The organism is Archangium sp. (assembly GCF_036388035.1).
In the GTDB taxonomy this organism is placed as follows: Bacteria; Myxococcota; Myxococcia; order Myxococcales; family Myxococcaceae; genus Archangium.
Genome location: NZ_DASVSO010000864.1, coordinates 1 through 20,273, shown reverse-complemented (window position 1 = coordinate 20,273; position 20,273 = coordinate 1). Strand labels below are relative to the sequence as shown.

General features: G+C 71.6%; 16 protein-coding genes and 1 pseudogene. 8 read left to right on the top strand and 9 right to left on the bottom strand.

Annotated features, from left to right (window positions below; translation table 11 throughout):
- A pseudogene (locus VF697_RS35670) lies at positions 1-409 on the top strand (cell envelope biogenesis protein TolA); the annotation flags it as partial.
- A 55-nt stretch (positions 410-464) separates the two neighbouring features.
- Here the strand turns inward: VF697_RS35670 and VF697_RS35665 are convergent.
- The gene (locus tag VF697_RS35665) at positions 465-2,084 is read right to left on the bottom strand and encodes a kelch repeat-containing protein (RefSeq protein WP_331102151.1); all 1,620 of its coding nucleotides are present in this window, start codon (positions 2,082-2,084) and stop codon (positions 465-467) included.
- 116 nt (positions 2,085-2,200) lie between these two features.
- On the opposite strand from VF697_RS35665, the gene VF697_RS35660 reads away from it, so the two are divergent.
- Together VF697_RS35660 and VF697_RS35655 are read left to right on the top strand one after the other, a co-directional pair.
- Positions 2,201-3,742 carry a sensor histidine kinase gene (locus tag VF697_RS35660; protein ID WP_331102150.1) on the top strand — a complete coding sequence of 514 codons (1,542 nt, stop codon included), beginning with the start codon at positions 2,201-2,203 and terminating at the stop codon, positions 3,740-3,742.
- Positions 3,739-5,064 (top strand): pitrilysin family protein, encoded by a 1,326-nt coding sequence (locus VF697_RS35655; RefSeq protein ID WP_331102148.1) that lies wholly within the window; start codon positions 3,739-3,741, stop codon positions 5,062-5,064. Before VF697_RS35660 ends, VF697_RS35655 begins: the two co-directional genes overlap by 4 nt.
- A 9-nt stretch (positions 5,065-5,073) precedes the next feature.
- Here the strand turns inward: VF697_RS35655 and VF697_RS35650 are convergent, their stop codons facing one another.
- The gene (locus VF697_RS35650; RefSeq protein WP_331102146.1) at positions 5,074-5,781 is read right to left on the bottom strand and encodes an immunity 52 family protein; all 708 of its coding nucleotides are present in this window, start codon (positions 5,779-5,781) and stop codon (positions 5,074-5,076) included.
- Positions 5,782-5,793: 12 nt separating this feature from the next.
- The gene (locus VF697_RS35645) at positions 5,794-6,372 is read right to left on the bottom strand and encodes a hypothetical protein (RefSeq protein WP_331102144.1); all 579 of its coding nucleotides are present in this window, start codon (positions 6,370-6,372) and stop codon (positions 5,794-5,796) included.
- Between the two features lie 303 nt (positions 6,373-6,675).
- Between VF697_RS35645 and VF697_RS35640 the strand changes: the two genes are divergently transcribed.
- Positions 6,676-7,281, top strand: coding sequence for a DUF2378 family protein (locus VF697_RS35640; protein ID WP_331102142.1), 606 nt, complete (start codon positions 6,676-6,678; stop codon positions 7,279-7,281).
- Positions 7,282-7,315: 34 nt separating this feature from the next.
- On the opposite strand, the gene VF697_RS35635 is transcribed toward VF697_RS35640, so the two are convergent.
- On the bottom strand, positions 7,316-8,110 hold the full coding sequence (locus VF697_RS35635; protein ID WP_331102140.1) for an SDR family oxidoreductase: 795 nt from the start codon (positions 8,108-8,110) through the stop codon (positions 7,316-7,318).
- Positions 8,111-8,123: 13 nt separating this feature from the next.
- Complete coding sequence (locus VF697_RS35630) at positions 8,124-9,368, bottom strand: tetratricopeptide repeat protein (protein WP_331102138.1); 1,245 nt, start codon at positions 9,366-9,368, stop codon at positions 8,124-8,126.
- A gap of 121 nt (positions 9,369-9,489) precedes the next feature.
- Between VF697_RS35630 and VF697_RS35625 the strand changes: the two genes are divergently transcribed.
- The 4 genes from VF697_RS35625 to VF697_RS35610 are packed head-to-tail and all read left to right on the top strand — an operon-like array spanning position 9,490 to position 14,211.
- On the top strand, positions 9,490-9,825 hold the full coding sequence (locus tag VF697_RS35625) for a hypothetical protein (RefSeq protein ID WP_331102136.1): 336 nt from the start codon (positions 9,490-9,492) through the stop codon (positions 9,823-9,825).
- 36 nt (positions 9,826-9,861) lie between these two features.
- Entirely contained in the window at positions 9,862-11,184 is a 1,323-nt protein-coding gene (locus VF697_RS35620; protein ID WP_331102134.1) for an AarF/ABC1/UbiB kinase family protein, read from the top strand.
- 9 nt (positions 11,185-11,193) lie between these two features.
- Positions 11,194-12,648 (top strand): lycopene cyclase, encoded by a 1,455-nt coding sequence (locus tag VF697_RS35615; RefSeq protein WP_331102132.1) that lies wholly within the window; start codon positions 11,194-11,196, stop codon positions 12,646-12,648.
- Between the two features lie 12 nt (positions 12,649-12,660).
- The gene (locus VF697_RS35610; RefSeq protein ID WP_331102130.1) at positions 12,661-14,211 is read left to right on the top strand and encodes a hydroxysqualene dehydroxylase; all 1,551 of its coding nucleotides are present in this window, start codon (positions 12,661-12,663) and stop codon (positions 14,209-14,211) included.
- Between the two features lie 30 nt (positions 14,212-14,241).
- Here VF697_RS35610 and VF697_RS35605 read toward each other — a convergent pair whose 3' ends face one another.
- The 4 genes from VF697_RS35605 to VF697_RS35590 form a co-directional block, all read right to left on the bottom strand.
- The gene (locus tag VF697_RS35605; RefSeq protein ID WP_331102128.1) at positions 14,242-15,750 is read right to left on the bottom strand and encodes a glycosyltransferase family 39 protein; all 1,509 of its coding nucleotides are present in this window, start codon (positions 15,748-15,750) and stop codon (positions 14,242-14,244) included.
- A gap of 509 nt (positions 15,751-16,259) precedes the next feature.
- On the bottom strand, positions 16,260-16,433 hold the full coding sequence (locus tag VF697_RS35600; protein WP_331102126.1) for a hypothetical protein: 174 nt from the start codon (positions 16,431-16,433) through the stop codon (positions 16,260-16,262).
- A gap of 123 nt (positions 16,434-16,556) precedes the next feature.
- Positions 16,557-18,719, bottom strand: coding sequence for an ATP-binding cassette domain-containing protein (locus VF697_RS35595; protein ID WP_331102125.1), 2,163 nt, complete (start codon positions 18,717-18,719; stop codon positions 16,557-16,559).
- On the bottom strand, positions 18,709-20,273 hold a 1,565-nt coding region (locus VF697_RS35590), incomplete at its 5' end, for an ABC transporter ATP-binding protein (RefSeq protein ID WP_331102123.1). The genes VF697_RS35590 and VF697_RS35595, both read right to left, overlap by 11 nt.

The following is a 20,273-nucleotide window of genomic DNA, read 5'->3' as shown; positions in this document are numbered from 1 at the left end:
CGGCCGGGCCGCCGAGCTGGAGCGCGAGCTCAAGCGCATCAAGGGCCGCGCCGACTCGCAGCAGCGCATCTTCTCCGCCAGCAAGAGCGAGCTGGAGCTGGTGAAGGACAAGTACAAGGCGCTGGAGAAGCGCCTGAACCGCACGCTGCTGGAGCGGGATCTACTGCGCCGGGCCATCAAGGACCTGGAGAAGAAGACGGGCATGCTGGCGGACCGCACGGAGCTGACGCCGGACGAGATGGCGGCCAGCGACCGGAAGGTGGAGGACGCCGCGCAGGCCCGCGCCGCCGCCGAGGCCGCGCAGCAGCAGGCCGTCACCGCCGCGGCCGAGCAGCCCGCAGCCGCCAGCACCGAGCAGCCCGCGTCGGGTGAGAAGCAGGACGAGAAGCCCGCGACGCCGAACGCGTAGGCGGGTGGAGTCTGGGGGCCTCGGGTCGTCACGAGGCCCCCACCGCCCTTCCGGTTCAATCCAGCGGTGCCGGCGTGTAGATGACCAGGTCCCCCAGTGTCGTCCGCCGGCGCCCGTCGTTGTCCAGCCCTCCCGCGAGGAGCACCGAGCCGTCCCGCAGCACCGTGCACGAGTGCTGGTGACGCGGGCGCTCCAGCGGCGGCAACCCGAACATCACCGGTGAGCCGCCCTCCTGGCCCGGCAGCAGCAGCTCCGCGTGCGGGGCGCTCTGGAGGCCACTCGCGCTGGCCCGCAGCCCTCCGGAGGTGAGCACCCGCCCGTCCGGCAGCGCCACCGCGCACAGGCCGCTCCGGGCGAACACCTGGGGCCCCGCCACCGCCGCGCCCGGGGAGAGGACCTCCGAGGACGCCAGGGGCCGCGGCTCGCCCTCCACGCCCTCGGGCGTGTCATGGCCGCCCACGGACAGCAGCCGGTCCAGTCCGCCGAAGGGGACGAGCGCCGCGTCACGCCGGGGCTCCCGCAGGCGCAGTCCCTCGTCCACCGACACGAAGGTGCCCCCCTCATAGGAGAAGAAGAGCACCTCCGGCCGCAGCGCCGTCCCGTCCGAGCCGCCCACCACGGCGATGCGCCGTCCCTGCCGCACCGGCATCACCCCCATGCCCACCCGCGGCACCGGGGTGCTCACGGAGAAGCCCTGGCCCGTCCCGGGGTCATACCCCTCGGCCTCGGACACCACCGCGCCTCCCGCGCCCACCCCGCCGACGAGGAGCACCCGCCCGCTGGCGTCCGCCGCCGCCGCGTGGTGGCCGCGCGCCGCCCTCAGCGCCACGCCCGAGTACGTCCGCTGCGCCACGTCCAGCACCAGGGCGTTGCCCACGGGCACCGTGCCCTCCACCGACTCCACCTCCCCGCCCGCGAGCAGCACCTTGCCGCCCGGCAGCCGCGTCGCGGTGTGGAAGGCGCGGGGCGAGGCCAGGAAGGAGCCCCCCGCCCCCGTCCCCAGCTCCGGGGCCGGCTCCAGCGTGCCCGTCACCGGATCCAACAGCTCCGCCGAGGACAGCGTGGTGCTGTCGTCGCTCTGGCTGACTTCCACGCCCCCGGCCAGCAGCACCCGGCCGTCCTCCAGCAGCGTCGCGGTGTGCCCCGCACGAGGGTGGACGAGCGAGGCGCACGCGCCACTCGCGCTGCCCACCTGCACAAACTCATTCACCCGGCGCAGGGCGACGGAGACCTTCGGGCGCCCGGCCCCGGCCGACTCCGGCACGTCGAAGGGGTGCGAGCGCCCCAGGGCCACCACGTGGCCCCCCAACCTGGGGAGGTTCGTGTACCCGCGCACCTCCAGCACCCGCCCCGGGCCCGGGAAGAGGGCCGGCAGTTCCGCGGTGCCCCGCTCCACCGGGACGAAGTGCTCCACGGGCTCCATTCCCGCGCCGGACACCCGGAAGCGCAGGTAGTGGACGCCCTGGAGCGCGGGCGTGCCCGTGCACGTGGGGGTGAGGAGCGTCGCCTCGTAGAGCCCGTCCCGGGGCCCACAGGCGGAGACGAGCCCCAGCGCCGCCACGGCGAGGACGCGACGCAGCCTCCGGTCCCATGCCTTCCGAGCAGGCGACCGGGCCTCGTCCCGTCCCAGACCCCGAACGGCGGGCAAGGTCCGCCCGTTGATACTCCGCACCATGGCGCTCCCCTTTTACGGTTTCCGGCCACGGCGCAGGCAAAGAGGGCTTGCGCTCGGACCGTGGCGAGCGTAGCGATGGCCTCTGGCCGTGGTCAACGCGGCCCCTGTCTCCCTGAATGAAGCTCTCGCTCGCCACCCGCATCTTCCTGGGCTACGCGGTGGTGCTCGTCACCTTCGGCGGGGTGTCTCTGTTCAGCGTGGCCGAGCTCCACCGCAACCGGCTGGAGATCCGCCTGGTGAGCCAGGGCTACCTGCAGCTCTCGCAGGACGCGGCGGCGCTCGAGTCCTTCCACACCAACCAGGAGCGGGACACCGAGCGGCTGCTCGATGAGGGCAGCGTGGAGACGCGGCGGGCGCTCATCCGGCTGGCGCGTCTCTACTTCCCCTCCCTCATGGCCCAGCGGCTGGAGGCGGCGCGGGCTCGGGCCCGCGAGGTGCAGGCCCTGGCCCCGACGGGCGAGGTCCACTTCGTCCGGGACCTGGAGGCGCGTCTGGGGGAGCTCTCCCACCGCTATCAGGCGTACGGGCAGGCGGCGGATGCCGTCTTCACGGTGCTCGCCCAGGAGGCGCCGACGGAGGGCGAGCTGGCCCGCATCACCGCCGAGCTGCGCCAGCAGGAGACGTCCATCGGCCGCGACATCCGCTTCCTGCGCGCCGCCCTCAGCAACCGCATCCGCGAGCGCGTGGACGGGGCGGAGGAGCGCGAGCGGCGCACGGGCCTGGCCATCATCACCCTGTCGGTGCTGGCCATCGTCGTGGGCCTGGTGGCCACGGCCTGGTCGGCGCGCACCCTGCGCCCGGTGCGCACCCTCATCGAGGGCGTGTCGCGCATCGGCCGGGGCGACTACAGCGCGCAGCTGGGGGTGCGCGGCGACGACGAGGTGGCGGTGCTCGCGCGCGAGTTCGACGCCATGGCCCGCTCGCTCCAGGCGCGCGAGGCCCAGCTCAAGGCCCAGGCCGAGGCCCTCATGCGCGCCGAGCAGCTGGCGGCCGTGGGCCGCATCTCCGCGCAGGTGGCCCACGAGGTGCGCAACCCCCTGTCCTCCATCGGCCTCAACGTGGAGCTGATGCAGGACGCCTTCGAGCGCGCCACCTTCGAGTCGCCGGAGGATGCCCGCGAGTCGCGCGAGCTGCTCGCCGCCGTCACGCGCGAGGTGGACCGGCTCACCGAGGTGACGGAGCAGTACCTGCGCATGGCGCGCCCGCCCCGGCCCAGCCTCGAGCCCACGGACGTCACCGAGGTGCTGGCCAGCGTGCTGGACTTCTCGCGCGAGGAGCTGGAGCGCGCCGGTGTCGAGGTGGTGAGCGAGCTCACCTCGGAGCCCCCGCGGGCCCTGGCCGACGACGGCCAGCTGCGCCAGGTGTTCCTCAACCTCCTGCGCAACGCGCGCGAGGCCATGCCGGACGGCGGCCGGCTGACCATCTCCACCCAGGTCCACGAGCGCGAGGTGGAGGTGGCGCTGCGGGACACCGGGCGCGGCATGAGCGAGGCCGTGCGCTCGCGCATCTTCGAGCCTTTCTTCTCCACCAAGGAGGACGGAACGGGGCTGGGCCTCGCCGTCTGTCAGCAGATCCTCAAGGCCCACGGCGGCGCGCTCTCGTGCCAGAGCGAGCCCGGCCGGGGCACCACCTTCTCCGTCAAGCTTCCACGCGCATGAGCTTCAGCTACCACCGTGACGTGCTGCCCAACGGCCTGCGCGTCGTCACCGTCGAGACCCCGCACCTGCACACCGCCCTGCTCGCGGTGTACGTGCGCACCGGCAGCCGCCACGAGACGGCCGCCAACAACGGCGTCAGCCACTTCCTCGAGCACCTCTTCTTCCGAGGCACCGAGGGCTGGCCGGACACCATCAAGATGAACACCGCCGTGGAGGAGGTGGGCGGCAACCTCAACGGCGTCACCACGCGCGACCACGGCTACTACTACACGCCCCTGCACCCGGCGCACCTGGACGTGGGGCTGGCCATTCTCGGGGACATGCTCACCCGTCCCAAGCTCACCGACATGGAGGTGGAGCGCAACATCATCCTCGAGGAGATGCTCGACGAGGTGGACGAGAAGGGCCGGGACATCGACATCGACAACCTGTCCAAGCGGGTGCTCTTCCCGGACCATCCGCTGTCCTTCAAGATCGCCGGCACGCGCGAGTCCGTCTCGAGCCTCACTCACCGGCAGGTGCTGGAGCACTTCGCGCGCCACTACGTCACGGGCAACCTGGTGGTGACGGCGGCGGGCCGGGTGAAGCGCGACGAGGTGCTCGCGCTGGTGGAGCGCCACTTCGCGCGGATGCCCTCGGGAGCCGCGAGCCGCGACACCCCGCCGCCGCCCACGCCGGTGGGGCCCAACTTCCACTTCGTCACGCACGACGAGGCGCAGACGGAGTTCCGCCTCAGCTTCCGCACCGTGCCCGAGCAGCACGAGGACTGGCCCGCCCTGCAGCTGCTGCGGCGCTTCCTGGACGACGGGCTGTCCTCGCGGCTGCCCTTTGAAATCGTGGAGAAGCGCGGGCTCGCGTATTCGGTGCATGCGTCGCTGGAGGCCTTCCACGACACGGGCGTCTTCGAGATCGAAGCGGCGAGCGCCCCGGACCGGGCCTCGCTGGTGGTGGGAGAGACGTTCCGGGTGCTGGGCGAGCTGTGCGACAAGGGCGTGGGCGAGGAGGAACTGGCGCGCGCCAAGCGGCGGCACCGGATGCTGCTGGAGTTCTCGCAGGACTCGCCGGGAGAGCTGGCCGGGTGGTTCGGCGGGACGGAGCTGTTCCGTCAGCCCGAGTCCTTTGGCCGGCGCGCGGACCTGGTGGACGCGGCGAGCACGGCCCACGTGCGCGACGTGGCCCGGCGCTACTTCTGCCGGGAGAACCTCACCGTGGTGGCCGTGGGCCAGCGCAAGGGCACCAAGGCCCTGGAGAAGGTGGTGGAGACGGCGGAGGGACTCCCCTCGGCGCCCGCGCCCAGCCGCCGACGCTCCAGCCAGAGGTGAGACGCGCCCTCACCCGTCCCAGGGTTTCAGGGGCCCGAGCAGGCCCGCCTGGTCGAGCAACCCGGCCACGGTGCGGGCCAGCTCCACATGGGCCGTGTTGGAAGTGGAGAATCGGTCCGGAGTAAGGATGACGAGCGAGCCCTTGTCCTCCACGGGCTCGACTCGGACGGGAGAAGGCAGGGACGGCAACGGACCGCGACGGCGGGAGAAGTACGTCACCCAGCCCATGAAGGTACCCGCCGTACCGGATTCTGTCTGCAGGTTGCGAAGTGCATCGGAGGAAACCACGCCCCACTCGGGTTCCCAGACCACGACCATGGCCCGGAGGACCTGGGCGAGGGTTGGAGCTTGGAACAGGCGCTCCATGGCGGAGCCCTCATCGGGCAGGTCAACCAGGCAGAGATTGGAAACCCAGACAGATGCATTGCCACAGTGCAAGGAGACGCTTGCCGCTTCGTGGGTTTCCCCATTCCAGCACCCCAGGGAGAACCCCCCATCGACAGCGCGCTGGCTGAAGACTTCCAGGATGCTCGCCGCATCGGTTCCAAAGCGACGAGTCAGCGCCTCCTCCAGGGTCCACCCCTTTGCAAACCAGTGAGCGAGGCTCGCGTCACACGTGGCCAGGAGCTGGAAGAATGCCTCGGCACGCCGGGCACTGGCGTCGGCCGGCTCTCGCCTGGCCAACCAATAGGCTCCCACGTAATACCTTTCTTTCATCTGAAAGCTCCTTTACGGAGATGCCGGCGTGTGAATGACCTTGATTCCACGCAGTTTCTCCTCCCTGAACAGCGCTCTCATGAGTTCCGCCACCTCTCTCTCGGCGAAATGCCACTGAATGGGTGTGCCCTTGGCTGCGTGGACTTGCCTCTTCGCTTGCTTGAGCGCCGACGGCAGTTGAGCCAATCCCCCGAGCGTGCGCACCGGATGGAGGATGAAGGCCGCCAATCCCCTGGCGATCTCCTCCAGCGCGTCCTCGGCGCCCAGCAGCGCGGCGGTGGCGGGGTCTCGCCCCAGGGGACGCTCACCCACGGGGAGCCCCCGCGGCTGGAGGGACTCGTCCACGGCGAAGAAGACGCCTCCGTCGTCGAAGTGGAAGGCCCCCACACGCAAGCCCTGCACGTACAGCTCGCCCTGGTACAGGGTGGGAGGACCCAGCCGGGCCAGGGGCTTGCCGGTGAGTGCCCCAGAGGCGTACCCATCCGGCCGCACCACCACCAGCCGGAGGAAGCGTCGGGTACGGACGAGCAGCTCGTCATACGGGAGCGGCTGCCCACCGGAGATGACCTCTCGCACCAGACGGGACAGCACGGTGCGAGGAGCGAAGGTGCGGAGGGTGGTGGGGCCTTCCAGCAGCCCGCGCCAGAGCCCCCGCGCCTTGTCCAGGGAGAGCGTCTGGCGCGGAGCCAGCGCTCCACTCCAGCCAGAGCGCCAACGAGAACGCGAGCTACACCTACACCTCCAGCCACTGCGGCCTGCGCTCGTCCACGTCCGTCAAACAGGTGGACCTCCTCCAGCAGGTCGGGTTTTCCAGGGGCTCCCCGCCACCGGAGCCCCTCTCGGAGGGCGACCGGCCGCTCGGTGGGCGGAGCATTTGTGCTAGGGATGGTCGGAATGATGCCCGCCGTCGCGCCCCAGAAGGAACCCGTCATCTTCAGCCAGGTGGTGGAGGCCCTCTTCAAGCACGCCATCACGGATCGGCTCGATGTGGACGCCCGGCGGAGACTCCGGGTGATTGGCATCGACGTGGACCAGCCGTTCCTGGTCGCCTACTCCGTCCCGGCCTGGTTCGCGGCCGTCGGGGTGTGTGCCGAGGTCCTCTACCCCGACGTCTCCAGCGAGGAGGCGCGGTATCGGATCGGCCGCCGGGTGGTGGACGGCTATGGGCAGACGGCCATGGGCCGGGCCGTGTTCGCGATGCTGCGGATGCTCGGCTGGCAGCGCTCGCTCACGCGCATCCCCCGCGGGCTGCAGTCGGGGACCAACTTCCTCACCGCCCACACGCGCTTCCTCGCCGGAGGCGAGCTCGAGGTCACCTTCGAGGTGCTCCCCGAGTTCCACGCCGCCCTCGGCTCGCAGCCCGGCATCGACCCGTACTTCATGAACGGCAACATGGACGCGATGATGGCGCTGGTCGGCGCGCCGTTCTCGGGCGGCGAGCTGCAACCCATCGAGCCCGGCTCCCAGCGCGTCGTCTACGTGCTGCGCCCCAAGGTCTGAGCGCGCCGCCGCCTCATCGAGGGCTCGAAGTCGGTCAGGAGTCGCTCGCGTTGAAGTAGCGGGTGATGCGGAGCTTCAGCGCCAGCGGGGTGAAGGGCACGAGCCAGGCCGTGACGCGGTTGACGAGCCCGGGCACCACCACCGCCCTGCCCCGCACCAGGCCCCGGTAGCCCAGCTCGGCCACCTCCCGCGCGCCCAGCGTCCCGAGCGGCCCGTTGAAGAGGCGGGAGCCCTGGTGCTCCGAGGCCCGCGCGGCGAACTCCGTCTCGGTGTAGCCCGGGCACAGGGCCGACACCTTCACCCCGTGCTCCCGCAGCTCCTCGTGGAGCGCGGCGGAGAAGGACAGCACGTACGCCTTGGAGGCGTAGTACACGGACATGAGGGGCCCGGGCTGGAAGGCCGCCGCCGAGGCCACGTTGAGCACGTACCCGCGCCGCCTCGCCACCATGCCCGGGACGAGCGCGCGGGTGAGCGCGGTGAGCGCCCGCACGTTGAGGTCGATCATCCCGAGCTGCGACTCGGCGGGCAGCTCGGAGAAGCTCCCCGCCAGGCCGAAGCCGGCGTTGTTCACCAGCATGTCGATCTCCAGCTGGCGCGCCGTCACCTCGCGCATCACGGTGGCGACGCCCTCGGGTGAGCCGAGGTCCGCGCCCACCACCACGGAGGGCGTCCCGTGGGCCTGCTGAAGCTTCTCGGCCAACAGGCGCATCGGCTCGGTGCGCCGGGCCACCAGCACCAGCCCATACCCCTCGCGCGCCAGGAGCTCCGCCAGCTCCCGGCCAATGCCGCTGGAAGCGCCCGTCACCAGCGCGTACTTCGGGGTCCGCATCAGGCCCTCCATGTCAGCGCCTCCCGCCACGGATGATGAGGGGGCCGGACGACTTCTTCTTCCGGGGCACGAGCTTCTTGAGCGCCTTCTGGGTGTCCAGGTACTGGAAGTTGCTCGGGTCGCCCTTCAGCGCCTCGCCGATGAGCTTCAGGCCCTGCTCGGGCTTCAACCGGGTCTCGGCGTACAGCTCGGCCAGCGCCACCTTCTCCTCCAGCGAGGCCTGGCGCCCGTCGACGAGTCGCTCCAGGCTGGCCAGGGCGTTCTGTACCTCCCCCGCCTGCCGCTGCAGGCGCCATATCCGCGAGAGCGCCGGAGCGAAGCGGGGAGCCATGGCGAGCGCGTTGCCGTAGTCCTCCTTGGCGCGCCCCAGGTCGCCCTGCGTCTCCAGCGCGCGGGCGCGGACGTAGAGGGCCCGTGCGGACTCCGGGTGGGCCTTCAGCGCCCGCTCCACCAGCGCCAGGGTCTCGGGTGGACGCCCCAGCAGCAGCTTCACCTCGCCGAGCCGCGCCAGGAGGTCCGCGTTCTGGGAGTAGTGGGTCACCGCGTCCGTGAGGACCTTCTCCGCGTCCGCGAGGCGCTCGAGGGCGATGAGCACCTGAGACCGCAGCTCGACGACCTCCGGCCGCGAGGCCTCCTCGCCCTGGACCAGGGACAGGTCCTGCTCGGCGTACTCCGCGAAGCCGCTCTGCAGGAAGTAGCGGGCGCGCAGGATGCGAGCCGCCGTGAGCGCCGGCTGCTCCTCCAGGAGCCGATCCATCAGCTTCGCGGCGAGCACCTCGTCGCCCTTGGCCAGGAGGATCTCCGCCTCCACCACCTTGGCGTCCACGTCATCCGGGCGCTCGCGCTGGATGCGCTCCAGCGTCTGGAAGGCGGCCTGGTGCTGGCCGTTGCGGGTCTGCAGGTGGGCCAGCTTGAGGAGGTCCAGGTCCCCGAGCTCGTCGGTATCGCGCAGCTCCTGCAGCAGGGTGATGGCCTCGGACAGGCGCCCGTCCTGCTCGTGGCGCGTGGCGATCTTCCGCTTGATGTCGGGACCCTCGGCGGGATTGAGGGCCATGGCCTGCTTGAGGGTCAGGATGGCCGCGCCCGAGTTGCCGGCCTGGCGCTGGGCATCGGCGAGCAGGAGCAGGGGCTCGGTGCTGTCGGGCATCAGGCCCGCGGCCTCGCTGAGCACCTTGGTGGCCAGCTCGGCCTGTCCACTGGAGAGCAACTCACGGCCCTGCTCCAGCTTGGCCTGGGCCGTCTGGTCGCGGCGCTGCACGGAGGCGGTTTCAGCGTCCTTGCAGGCGAGGGGCAGCAGCAGAGGTAGGAGACAGAGCAGACGGGTAGGTTTCAAATGCATCGCTGAGATGCAGGGTACCGGATGTTATCCTGCGCCGTCGATGGACCCATTCGTGCGGCGCCTCGTGGAGAGGCTCCATGACCCAGCGCGCCCCCTGTCGCGCAACCGGCACTTCCACACATTCGACACCCCCGAGGGTCGGATGGCGCTGAAGGTGTACAAGCGGCTCAACAGCCTCCACCAGGACATCCTCGCCTGCGTGAAGGAGGGGAGGCGCGCGCGCCTCTTCCGCCAGGTGAATGACGCGGGCGAGCACCGCATCGAGCTGCACTTCGAGCGGATCTCCGGCCGCCGCGTGTCCCACCTGAAGGCCGCCGAGCTGGAGCTGCTCGCCAACCTGCCGGGCGTGCGTGACGCGCTCCAGGGCGACCTCTAGGCGCCAGCCCCGGACGCCGCTCCCTATCTTGGGAGCATGTCCAAGTCCCGCAACCCGCCCCTGGGCCGCCTGGCCCGCCTCGGCAAGGTGGCCGCGCTCTCCGCCCGGGGCTCGGCGGGGCTGGCCTGGCGTGCCGTCCGCAAGGCGGCGGGCGCGGACACGGGAGACCTCGAGCGCTCCACCATCGGCCACCTCGCCCACGTGCTGGGGGAGATGAAGGGGGCCGCGATGAAGCTCGGCCAGGCGCTCTCCATGGACGTGGATGCCCTCCCGCCCGAGCTGCGGCAGATCATCGCCCGGCTGCAGAGCGAGGCGCCCGCCCTCCCGGTGGAGGAGATCGCCGCCATCATCGAGACGGAGCTCGGCGCGCCCCCCGAGCGGCTCTTCGCCGAGTTCTCCCGGGAGCCCCTGGCGGCGGCCTCGCTCGGGCAGGTGCATGCCGCCCGCCTGGAGGATGGCCGCGAGGTGGTGGTCAAGGTGCAGTACCCGGGCATCGCCGAGGCGCTCGAGTCCGACTTCGACAACCTCGCCACCATGGCGCGCGCGGCGGGCCTGACCACGAAGCTGCTCGATGGCCGCCGCTACGTGGACGAGCTCCGCCGCGAGGTGGTGCAGGAGACGGACTACCTCCTCGAAGCCCAGCGGGCCCAGCGCTTCGCGGAGCTCTTCGCCTCCGAGCCGGATCTGCTCGCCCCGCGGCCCATTCCGGAGCGCTCGTCACGCCGGGTGCTGTGCCTGACGCGGGTGCGGGGCAGGACGCTCCAGCGGTTCATCGACTCCCAGCCGGACACGCGCGCACGCTGGCGGGTGAGCGAGCAGCTCATCCGCGCCGTCCACGGCCCCTTCTTCGCCGCGGCGCAGCTCCACGCGGACCCGCACCCGGGCAACTTCCTCGTCACGGACGAGGGCCACCTGGCCGTGCTCGACTTCGGGTGCGTGAAGACGTTCCGCCCGGACTTCGTCGAGGCCATCCGGGTCTTCATGCGCAACGAACTGCTGCGCCTTCCGTATGATCCACTGGCCGGGGTGCGCGCCGCGGGCTTCGAGGTGGACACCGACGAGGCCACCGCCCGGAACCTGCTCTCGGAAATCCTGGAGATCGCCAGCCGGCCGCTGCGGACGGACGTCTACGACTACGCGGGGGACACCTCGGTGCCGGACATGCGGGCCCTGGGCCTGCGCCGGGCCCGGGACTTCCTGCGCGTGCGTCCACCGGAGGAGGCGGTGATGCTCGGGCGCGCGGTGGGCGGCTGCGCGCAGAACCTGCGGGCGCTCGGGGCCCGAGGCGAGTTCCGGGCCGTCTACCTGCGGCTGCTCGAGCGCACACCGCCAGCGCCGTCCCCGGAGGCGTGGGGCTGAGGAGGGGCCGTGCTGGGAATCGAGGACATCAAGGCCCGGGTGCGCGAGGCGGGAGGGCCCGAGCTGCTCGAACGTCTGGAGCGGCTCGACGCGGAGCGCGTCCGCCCGCCCGTCGAGGCCCCTGCCCTGCCGCCCCCGGGAAGGGGCACCCGCCCGGACTTCGACGTGGTGCTCGCGGGCGGCGGACTCTCCCTGTTGTTCGCGCCCGTGCTGGCCGGACTCGGCCTGAAGGTCGGAGTGTTCGAGCGCGGCCGGGCGGCGGTGGCCCATCGCGAGTGGAACATCAGCGGCCCCGAGCTCGCGCCCCTGACGGCGAGCGGCCTCTTCCGGCCGGAGGAGGTGGAGTCGCTCATCGTCGCCCGCTACGAGCGGGGCCTCTGTCGCTGGCATGGGGGCGGGGAGTACCCGGTCCGGGGCGTGCTCGACCATGCCGTGGATGCGGGCCGGCTCCTCTCCGAGCTTCGCCGCCGCGCGGAGCAGCGGGGCGTCGCCTTCCATGACGGCCATGCCCTGGTGGCCGTGGGCGAGGGCCCCGAGGCGGTGCGTCTGCGCTTCGAGCGAGCCGAGGGAGACCGGACCGAGGTGACGGCCCGCGTGCTGCTCGACGCGCGAGGCATCTCCAGTCCCCATGCGACCGCGGATCTCCTCTGTCCCACCGTGGGAGGGGTCCTCGCCGGGCTGAAGGAGGGCACCGCCCCGGACGAGGTGAATCCCCGGGTGGGCGACATCCTGGTGACGACCGAGGGCGTGGAGGAAGGGCGCCAGCACATCTGGGAGGGCTTTCCCGGGCGCCCGGGCGAGACGACGGTCTACCTCTTCTATTACGCCCAGGCGCGGCGGATCCGCGAGCACGCGCTGCTGCGGCTCTACGGGCGGTTCTTCGAGCGGCTCGGAAGGTACAAGCGGGGAGAGCCGCGCCTGCTCCGGCCGACGTTCGGTTACATCCCGGGCTGGTCGCGGCTGGTGCCGCCCCCGCGAGCCCCGGGGCACCGGGTGGTGTTGGTGGGCGATGCGGCCGCGCGGCACTCGCCGCTCACCTACTGCGGCTTCGGCGCGATGATGCGCTCGTTCCTCCCCGGGGCGAGGGCCCTCGCCTCCGCGCTCTCCCGCGGAGACCTGCCCCCCGAATCCATCGTCCATGACACCCCGCTGCACGCGGTGACGGGGGCGCTGGCGCTCTTCATGGCCGTGCCCCCGGGGGCGCCGGCGCGCCGGGACGAGGTGAACCAGCTCCTGGACACCGCCTTCGCCGCCCTCCACGAGATGGGCAACGACGCCTACGCGGCCCTGCTCAAGGACCAGATGCCCGGGACGGACTTCGTGCGCTTCCTCCAGCACATCGCGAGGAAGCGGCCCCGGGTGTACCGGGACGCCCTCACGCTCGCGAGCTTCGGCCCGCGCGCCCTCTTGCGCTGGATGGGCGGACTCTCGCGGACGTTGCTCCCCCTGCCCGCTTCACCGTGACCGGAGGAACCCATGCGCCTTCCGCTCGAACTGCCGAAGCTGCCCACCGGGCGTTTCTCCCGCGAGCGGCTCACCCCGTCTCCCCGGGCGCGGCGCCCCCGTGCGCCCGAGGGCCTCTCCGCGGCCGTCGTGGGGGGCGGACTGGCCGGCATGGCGGCCGCCACCGTCCTGGCCGAGCGGGGCCTGCGCGTCACCGTCCTCGAGCGCGAGCCCTTCCTCGGGGGCCGGGTGGCGGGCTGGAGGGAGCATCTGGCGGACGGCGAGCCCTTCGACATGGAGCGGGGCTTCCACGCCTTCTTCCGCCAGTACTACAACCTGCGGGCGCTGCTGCGCCGGGTGGATCCACGGCTGGAGCGCCTGCGCCGGCTGGAGGACTACCCCATCCTCGGCCCGGGAGGGAGCGTGGAGTCCTTCTCCCACCTCCCCGCGCTCCCGCCCTTCAACCTCATCGGGCTCGTCCGCCGCTCCGCGTCGTTGCGGCTGGGGGATCTGCGCCACATCGACTTCCGCTCCGGGCTGGCGATGCTCGCCTTCGACATGGAGCGGACCTACGCCACGTTCGACCACCGCGACGCGCGCGAGTACCTGGACTCCCTCCACTTCCCGCCACATGCCCGGCGCATGCTGTTCAATGTCTTCTCCCACTCCTTCTTCAATCCGGAGGAGGAGATGTCAGCGGCCGAGCTGCTGATGATGTTCCACTTCTATTTCATGGGGAACCCGGAGGGCCTCGTCTTCGACGTGCTCGACGAGTCGTTCTCCGCGGCGCTGTGGCACCCGCTGCGCCGCTACCTGGAGGAGCGGCAGGTCCGGTTCCGGCTCGGCCAGTCCGTCACCACGGTGGCCCCGCGCGGGGAGGGGGGGTTCCGGCTCCAGGTGGAGGACGGGGAGCCCGTCGAGGCGGACGCGGTGGTGCTGGCCACCTCGGTGCCGGCGCTCCAGCGGATCGTCTCGGACTCGCCGGGACTGCTCGACGCGGGAGGGCGCGCGAAGATCAGCGCCCTTGCGCTGACCTCGCCGTTCGCGGTCTGGCGGCTGTGGCTCGATAGACCGACGGCGCCGGGCCGCCATCCCTTCGTGGGGACCACCGGGCTGGGAGTGATCGACAACATCTCGCTCTACCACCTGTTCGAGGGCGAGAGCCGCCGCTGGGCGGCGCGGACGGGAGGCTCGGTGGTCGAGCTCCACGCCTATGGCCTGCCGCTGGAGGCCGACGAGGAGGCAGTGCGGCGCGAGCTCCTGGGCGCCCTGCACCAGCTCTACCCGGAGCTTCGGGACGCACGCACGCTCGAGGAGCGCTTCCTGTACCGCCGGGACTGCCCCTCCTTCGCCCCGGGCTCCTTCCGGGAGCGACCCACGGTGGAGACGTCCTCGCCGCGGGTGGCGCTGGCTGGCGACTTCGTCCGCTTGCCCATTCCCACCGCCTTGATGGAGCGCGCCACCACCTCGGGCTTCATGGCGGCCAACCATCTGCTCGCGGGCTGGGATACCCAGGGAGAGGAGATCTGGTCCGTCCCCAGGACCGGGCTGCTGGCGGGCCTTCCGCTCCCGGGGGTCGCATGACGCCAGTGCCTCCGAGGAGCCTGGTGGCAGCTACCCGTTCACACCGGGAGGCACCGAGGCCCCGTGAGACAGCCGCACCACCCGACGCGCGCCGATGAAGTAGAGGGCCGCGAGGAGCGCGGTCATCAGGCCCCACAGGGTGTAGTTGTCCACCGGCAGCGTTGACAGCAACCACGGCCCGCGGTTGCCCTCGAGCAGGAATTGCAGGGGTGACACCTCCCAGTCCAGGTAGATGCGGTTCTCCTCGAAGATGTTGATGCCCTGCGCCGCGTAGAACTCGCGGACGAGGTGGTAGTACGAGAACACCTCGCCCACGCAGAAGGCGACCTGCTGCGCGATGCACAGCACCGAGAAGCCAGCGAACAGGCGAAGCGCACGGCCGCTGCCCTCCGCGAGCTTGTGGTCCAGCCAGGGCACCACCGGGATGAGCAGGAACGGAATCAGCATCACGAGCATCCGCGGGCCCAGGGAGAAGCCTCCGTGCCAGTCGCTGCGCGTGGCGATGAAGACGAGGCGCAGCAGCGCGGCGCCCGCGAGCATGCTCGAGAGGAAGCGGTGCTCGCGATGGAACGTGGGCCACGCGAACAGCCCGAGCAGCACCGCGGGCGAGTAGAGGAAGAGTCCCTTGCCAGCGCTCAGGGTGAGGCCGAAGAGGCCCTCCCAGGGAGCCACCGACTGGCCGTAGCCGTAGCGGAGCACCAGCTCGGGGTCCACATGGCGCCCCGTCTCCCACGGGGAGCCGAACCGCACGAAGTTGTAAGAGCCGAGGGCGAGCAGCATGACCCCCAGTCCCGCCAGGAGGAAGGCCCCCTTGCGCCAGCGATGCTCCGCGCCGCGAAGGGCGAGGGCCGCGAAGAAGGGAACGAACAGCACGGCGGTGACGTGCGTGGCGATGGCGCCGCCCAGCGCCAGCCCCGCCCAGAGCAACGTGGCCGGAGGGGACGCGTCCACTCGCAGGAGCAGCTCGAATGCCACCAGGCAGAGCAGGGTCGCCAGGGGCTCACTGAAGGCGTCGCCCGCGTAGGGCCACGCCAGGGTGCCCAGGCCGTAGAGCACGGTGACGCCGAGCGCGGCGGCCGGGTGGCGGGAGAGCCGCGAGGCGATGCGCCAGAACACCAGCACCCCGAGCGCCCCCACCAGGACGTTCAGCAGGGGCAGCGCGAGCCGCTCCGCGTGCGGCACCAGGTCCAGCGGCGGCAGTCCGGCGGTGAATCGCTCGTGCGCCTCGGGAAGGTAATGGCTGGGATGGAGCGGCGGCAGGAGACCCGACTCGTACCACCCGGTGCGATTCAACCCGCGCAGGAGTACCAGCATCGGCACACAGGCGAAGGACTCTCCCGGCCCGAAGATGGGATAGAGGCGTCCGTCCTTCCCGGGAGCGATTCCAAAGCCCTTCCACACCGGAGTCCCTTCCACGTCGAGGGCGCCCCGGGTGGCGAGCGACTCGCACAGCTCGAAGACGACCTCGCTGTCCACCGGGCGCACGCCCCCGTAGGTGATGAGCAGGTTGAGCACGAGGGCGCCGAGGAAGAGGGCCACACCCAACCTTCGGGGAGGGGGCACCGCGCTCAAGGACGGCTCCAGGGATGCGGGGACGCGTGAGGCATGGACGGCTCACCTAGCATAGCCCGAGCGCAGCGGAAGCCGACGTTGTTGAAGCGGGATGTCAAGTCTTTCCAGCCGCGTGGCCAGAGTGGCTACGAGACCTCTCCGTCGTGGAGTGGCATCTCGACGAGCACCGCGCGCTACAACCTGGGCGAGGTGTACGGGTGGGGCGAGGGTGAGCTCGTGTCGACCGCGCGAACCGGCTGGAGCTGGACGGTCCTCGCGGGCGATTGGACTCGGACAACGCGGGCGTGTGGCAGTCGGACTGGCTGACGAGTGCGCGGCGGCTGCGGGGGCCGCGCACCTGCACCTGACGGTGACGCCCGGCAGCTCCAGGCAGAACAGCCACAACGCGAAAGGGGCCGATGAACGGCCCCTTCCCTTGCACCCGTCGAGCGCGCCCTCGGGAGGCAACGCTCTGACGCCAGCGCGTACGACGTTGATTATACGGACTCGTAGTCGGCGACGATGATGGTGCGGGTGCAGTAGGTGCTGGTGCAGCCACCACCGGTGCCACCGACAACACCCTCGAGAACGTTGAGATCCGTCTCGGTCAGGGGGCGCAGGGTGTCCTTCTTGATCGACAGCTTCAGCTTCAGCTTCTGGGTGTTCTCCATGGTCTCTCCTGGGGGTGGGGGCGCGGGGGTGCGCCGCCGCCTTTATAGCCAGGGGCGGACAGGAGGAACAAAACCGGGGGGTGGGCGACATTTGAAAGAACAACACTCCACGCAGGGCGGCACTCAAGGATGCGCGATGACGATGAGCGTTGAAGCCCGGGCTTCGACGCATGCCATCACCTTGCGCATGGTCACGGGATCCAGCGCACCGAACGCCTCGTCGAGCACCACGACACGGGCCCGCTGCAGCAGCGCCCGGGCCACGAAGACACGGCTCTGCTCGCCATGCGAGAGCTGCCAGCCGCACTCCCCGACGAGCTGCATCAACCCCGAGGGCATCCGGGCCAGCAGCTCCCCCAGCCCCAGCTCCTCACAGAGCGCCTGGGCGGTTTGCAGATCCTCCTGCGTGGGAGGCCAGGAACGTCCCAACAGCAGGTTCATGGCCAGCGTGCCGGACACCACGTGGTTCTCGTGGAACTGGGGGGCACTGGCGATCTGCGCGCCCCACCCGGGCGACGTCCAGGTCGCCATGTCCAGGCCCCCCAGCAACAGCAGCCCCGAGCCCTGTCCCCGCAGCCCCGTCAGGATGGAAGCGAACGTCGACTTGCCCGAGCCGGAGGGCCCTTCGAGCAGCACGCGCTCGCCAGCGCGCACCACCAGCGAGGCCCGCTCGATCACCGCCCGGGGCGCCCCCGCGTGCTTGAAGACCAGATCGCGCACCTCGAGCAGGGCCTGGTTCCTCGGGGTCTCCGCACCGGGGGGGAGCGGAGACGTCCGGGCCACCCTGCCCTTCTCGTTCTCCCGGGCCCCCTCTCCCGAGGCGAGGGAGCGCTTCGCGGCATCCAGGATGGGACGCACGCCGCGAAACAACACCCGCGCTCCGCTGAGGGCCAGGGCGCCGGTGGTGAGCGCCGCCAACGCACGCGTCGCCAGCAGCGCGGCCCCCACCCCCACCGCGATCCTCGCGGTCGAGGCGCCCGCGAGCACGCCTGGGAGCGTCGCGAGGATCGCCACCGGGAGGAGCCCCCGCTTGGAGAGCGCCACCACCCGCGCCGTGGATGCATCCCACGCCTCGGAGGCCTCGGCATAGTGGGCCAGCTCCTGGTCCTCTTCCTCATGCCAGCGCTCCGGCCGCTCCTGCGCGAGCCGCGTGCGGTGGCCGAGCATCCGCTCGATGAGCGCATGCGTCATGACGACGCGCGCCTCCGTCCACGCGCGGAAGCGTGAGGACTGGCGCACGATCAGCACCGCCATCAGGCCGCAGAAGCCCCCCAGCACCAGCAGCCCCCACCCGCCCGCGGGGCCCGTCACCATCACGCTCGCCGCCAACATCAGGTCGATCGCCGCCAGGAGGCTGGTGAAGCTGCCCACCAGCGCCATCTGCTCCATGCCCGCGCTCTCGAAAGTCCTCCCGACGAACTCGCCCATTCCCCCGCGGCGCGCCTCGTCCAAGGGGAGCGCCAGGGCCCCCGCCAGCAGGCGCCTGCGCAGCAGCGCGGAGAGGTCCATGGCCAGGGTTCCCTGGCACCAGGCCAGCGCCGCCTGGAGCGGCACCATCGTCAGCCCCATGAGGGCCCAGGCCCAGAGCCACCCGGTGTCGAGCTGCCCGTCGAAGGCGCCCCGGCCGATCAACCACCAACCGGCGAGCAGACACACCTGGACGACCACCGCCAGCAGCAGCAGCAGGAGCAGCCGCCGTCCGGCCCGCAGCGCCCGCAGGTGATGGGCCAGCCGGGCGCCCGGTGGCAGCCGGAGCGTGCGCGCGGCGACGAGGTGCTTGTTGGTGAGCTGGGCCCCCAGCAACGCCCGCCGGGCCAGGGCTCGCCGGGGCTCCGGCAGTCCCGCTCGCTCCAGGACGCGATCGGCCACGGGCCCCTGCCGTTCCTCGACGAGCGCCTGCACGGCGGCGGTGAGGGTGGAGAAGGGCACCTCGTGCACCGTCTCATCCGGGGCGAGCAGCTGCGCGCGCTCCCCCGAGGAGGACAGGCGCAGCAGGGCGAGCACCACACGCCCCTGGGCGCTCGGCACGTCCACGAGGGCCGGGGCCGCGCGGCTCAGGGCGGGCTCGACTTCACCATGGCGCGTGTAGAGCAGCTCCAGCTCGAGCCCCAGCGAATGGGCCATGGTGTCCAACCAGGCCCCCGCGCGGCTCGGGTCCGCGGGCACCGCGCGCGAGTGCACCGGGAGCGGGTTGGGGAGCGGCAACCGCGCCGCGCGTGCCAACGCCTCCAGGGCCTCGGCCGCGCGCTCGAAGGGCCAGGCCACCGCCTCCAGCTCATTCGACATGGGCCCCCCCCTGCTCTCCGAGTCGCTCGGACAGCACGCCCTGCTCCAGCACCAGCCGCCTCCACCCCTCCCGCTCGGACAAGTCCCTGCGCACCGACGTCTCCTCCTCCAGCAACGCGCGGTAGTGGCTGTCCTCGCGCGCCGCGAGCACCCGGGGGGCACCCTCCTCCACCAGCCGCCCGTCCTGGATGACGAGGACGCGGTCGAACGAGAGCGTCTCGGCGATGTCGTGCATGATGCACAGCAGCGTGGTGCCCTCGAACACCTGTCGCGCCCGCTCCAGCAGCGCCGTGCGACGGTCCCGCTCGAGTCCCCGGAAGGGCTCGTCGAAGATGGCCAGCCGCACCCCTGGCCGCAGCAACGCCCGGGCCAGGCGCACCCGCTGCCCCTCACCGCCCGACAGCAGGCTGCCTCCCTCGCCCAGCCGGGTCTGGAGCCCCTGGGGCAGCTTGTCGATCAGCTCGATGAGGTCCGCCTTGTGCAGGACCTGGCCCACCTGGGGCAGCACCTCGGCCTCGTTGGCGCCATAGGCGAGGTTGTCCACCATGGACCTGTTCCAGAGCATCACCTCGGGCTCCAACCACGCCGTCTCCCGCCGCAGCCGCCACAAGGCCTTCCCCTCCAGCGGCTCGCCATCCACCTCGACGCTGCCCGCGGCCACCCGGTGCCAGCCCAGGAGGACACCCACCAGCGAGGACTTCCCAGCACCCGAGGGGCCCACGATGGCGATGTGCTCTCCGGGTTGGACCGAGAGATCAATCCCTTGCAGCAGGGTGTGGCCCCCGGCCTTCACCTCCACCTGGCGCAGCGAGAAACCGACGCCCCGAGCCCCGTCCGCCGGTCGCTCCGTCGGCTCCGGCGTGGCCAGGGCGACACTCGTGGACACCTCGTCCGGAGCGAGCAGCGGCTCCATCAGGCGGCCGGTGAGCGACGACGCGGCGGGGTACTGGCGCAACGCCTCGGCCATCTGCTTGCCCAGCGTCGTCACGGCGAGCGCCCAGTAGACGAGCAGCAGGACGGCGCCGGGTTGTACCCCCTTCGAGAGGGCGTGCAGGACGATGGCGACCGAGCCTCCGGTGGAGACGAAGGAGGCGAGCGTGTCGGCGGTGGTGCTGCGGCGCAGCAACGTGCGGGCCGCGGAGACGAACTCGTGCAGCGGCGCTTCATGCGCCCGCCGGAGCGTCATCTCGGCCCGGTGCGCCCGCAGCGCCACGGCTCCGCGCAAGGCGTCGAGGTAGAAGCGCGAGAGCACCCCGTCGAAGTCGCGCATCCGGCGATCGGCCTCGAGCAACGAGCGCTGAGCGACCAGGGGGATGCCCACCGCCAGTCCACCCGCCAGGAAGATGAGGGGGGCGCTGCGCGGTGCCAACCACGTCAGCCCCACGAGCGTCACGAGCAATTCAGCGGCGGCGCGCAGCACCAGGACCGCGAGGGTGGGCACGGTGCGCACCATGTGGATGCCATGGCAGCGCTGGGCCATGTCCGAGATGAGGCGACTGCGGAAATAGCTGTCCCCCAGGCGGGGAATCTTGTCGAGGAACGCGAGCCGCAGGC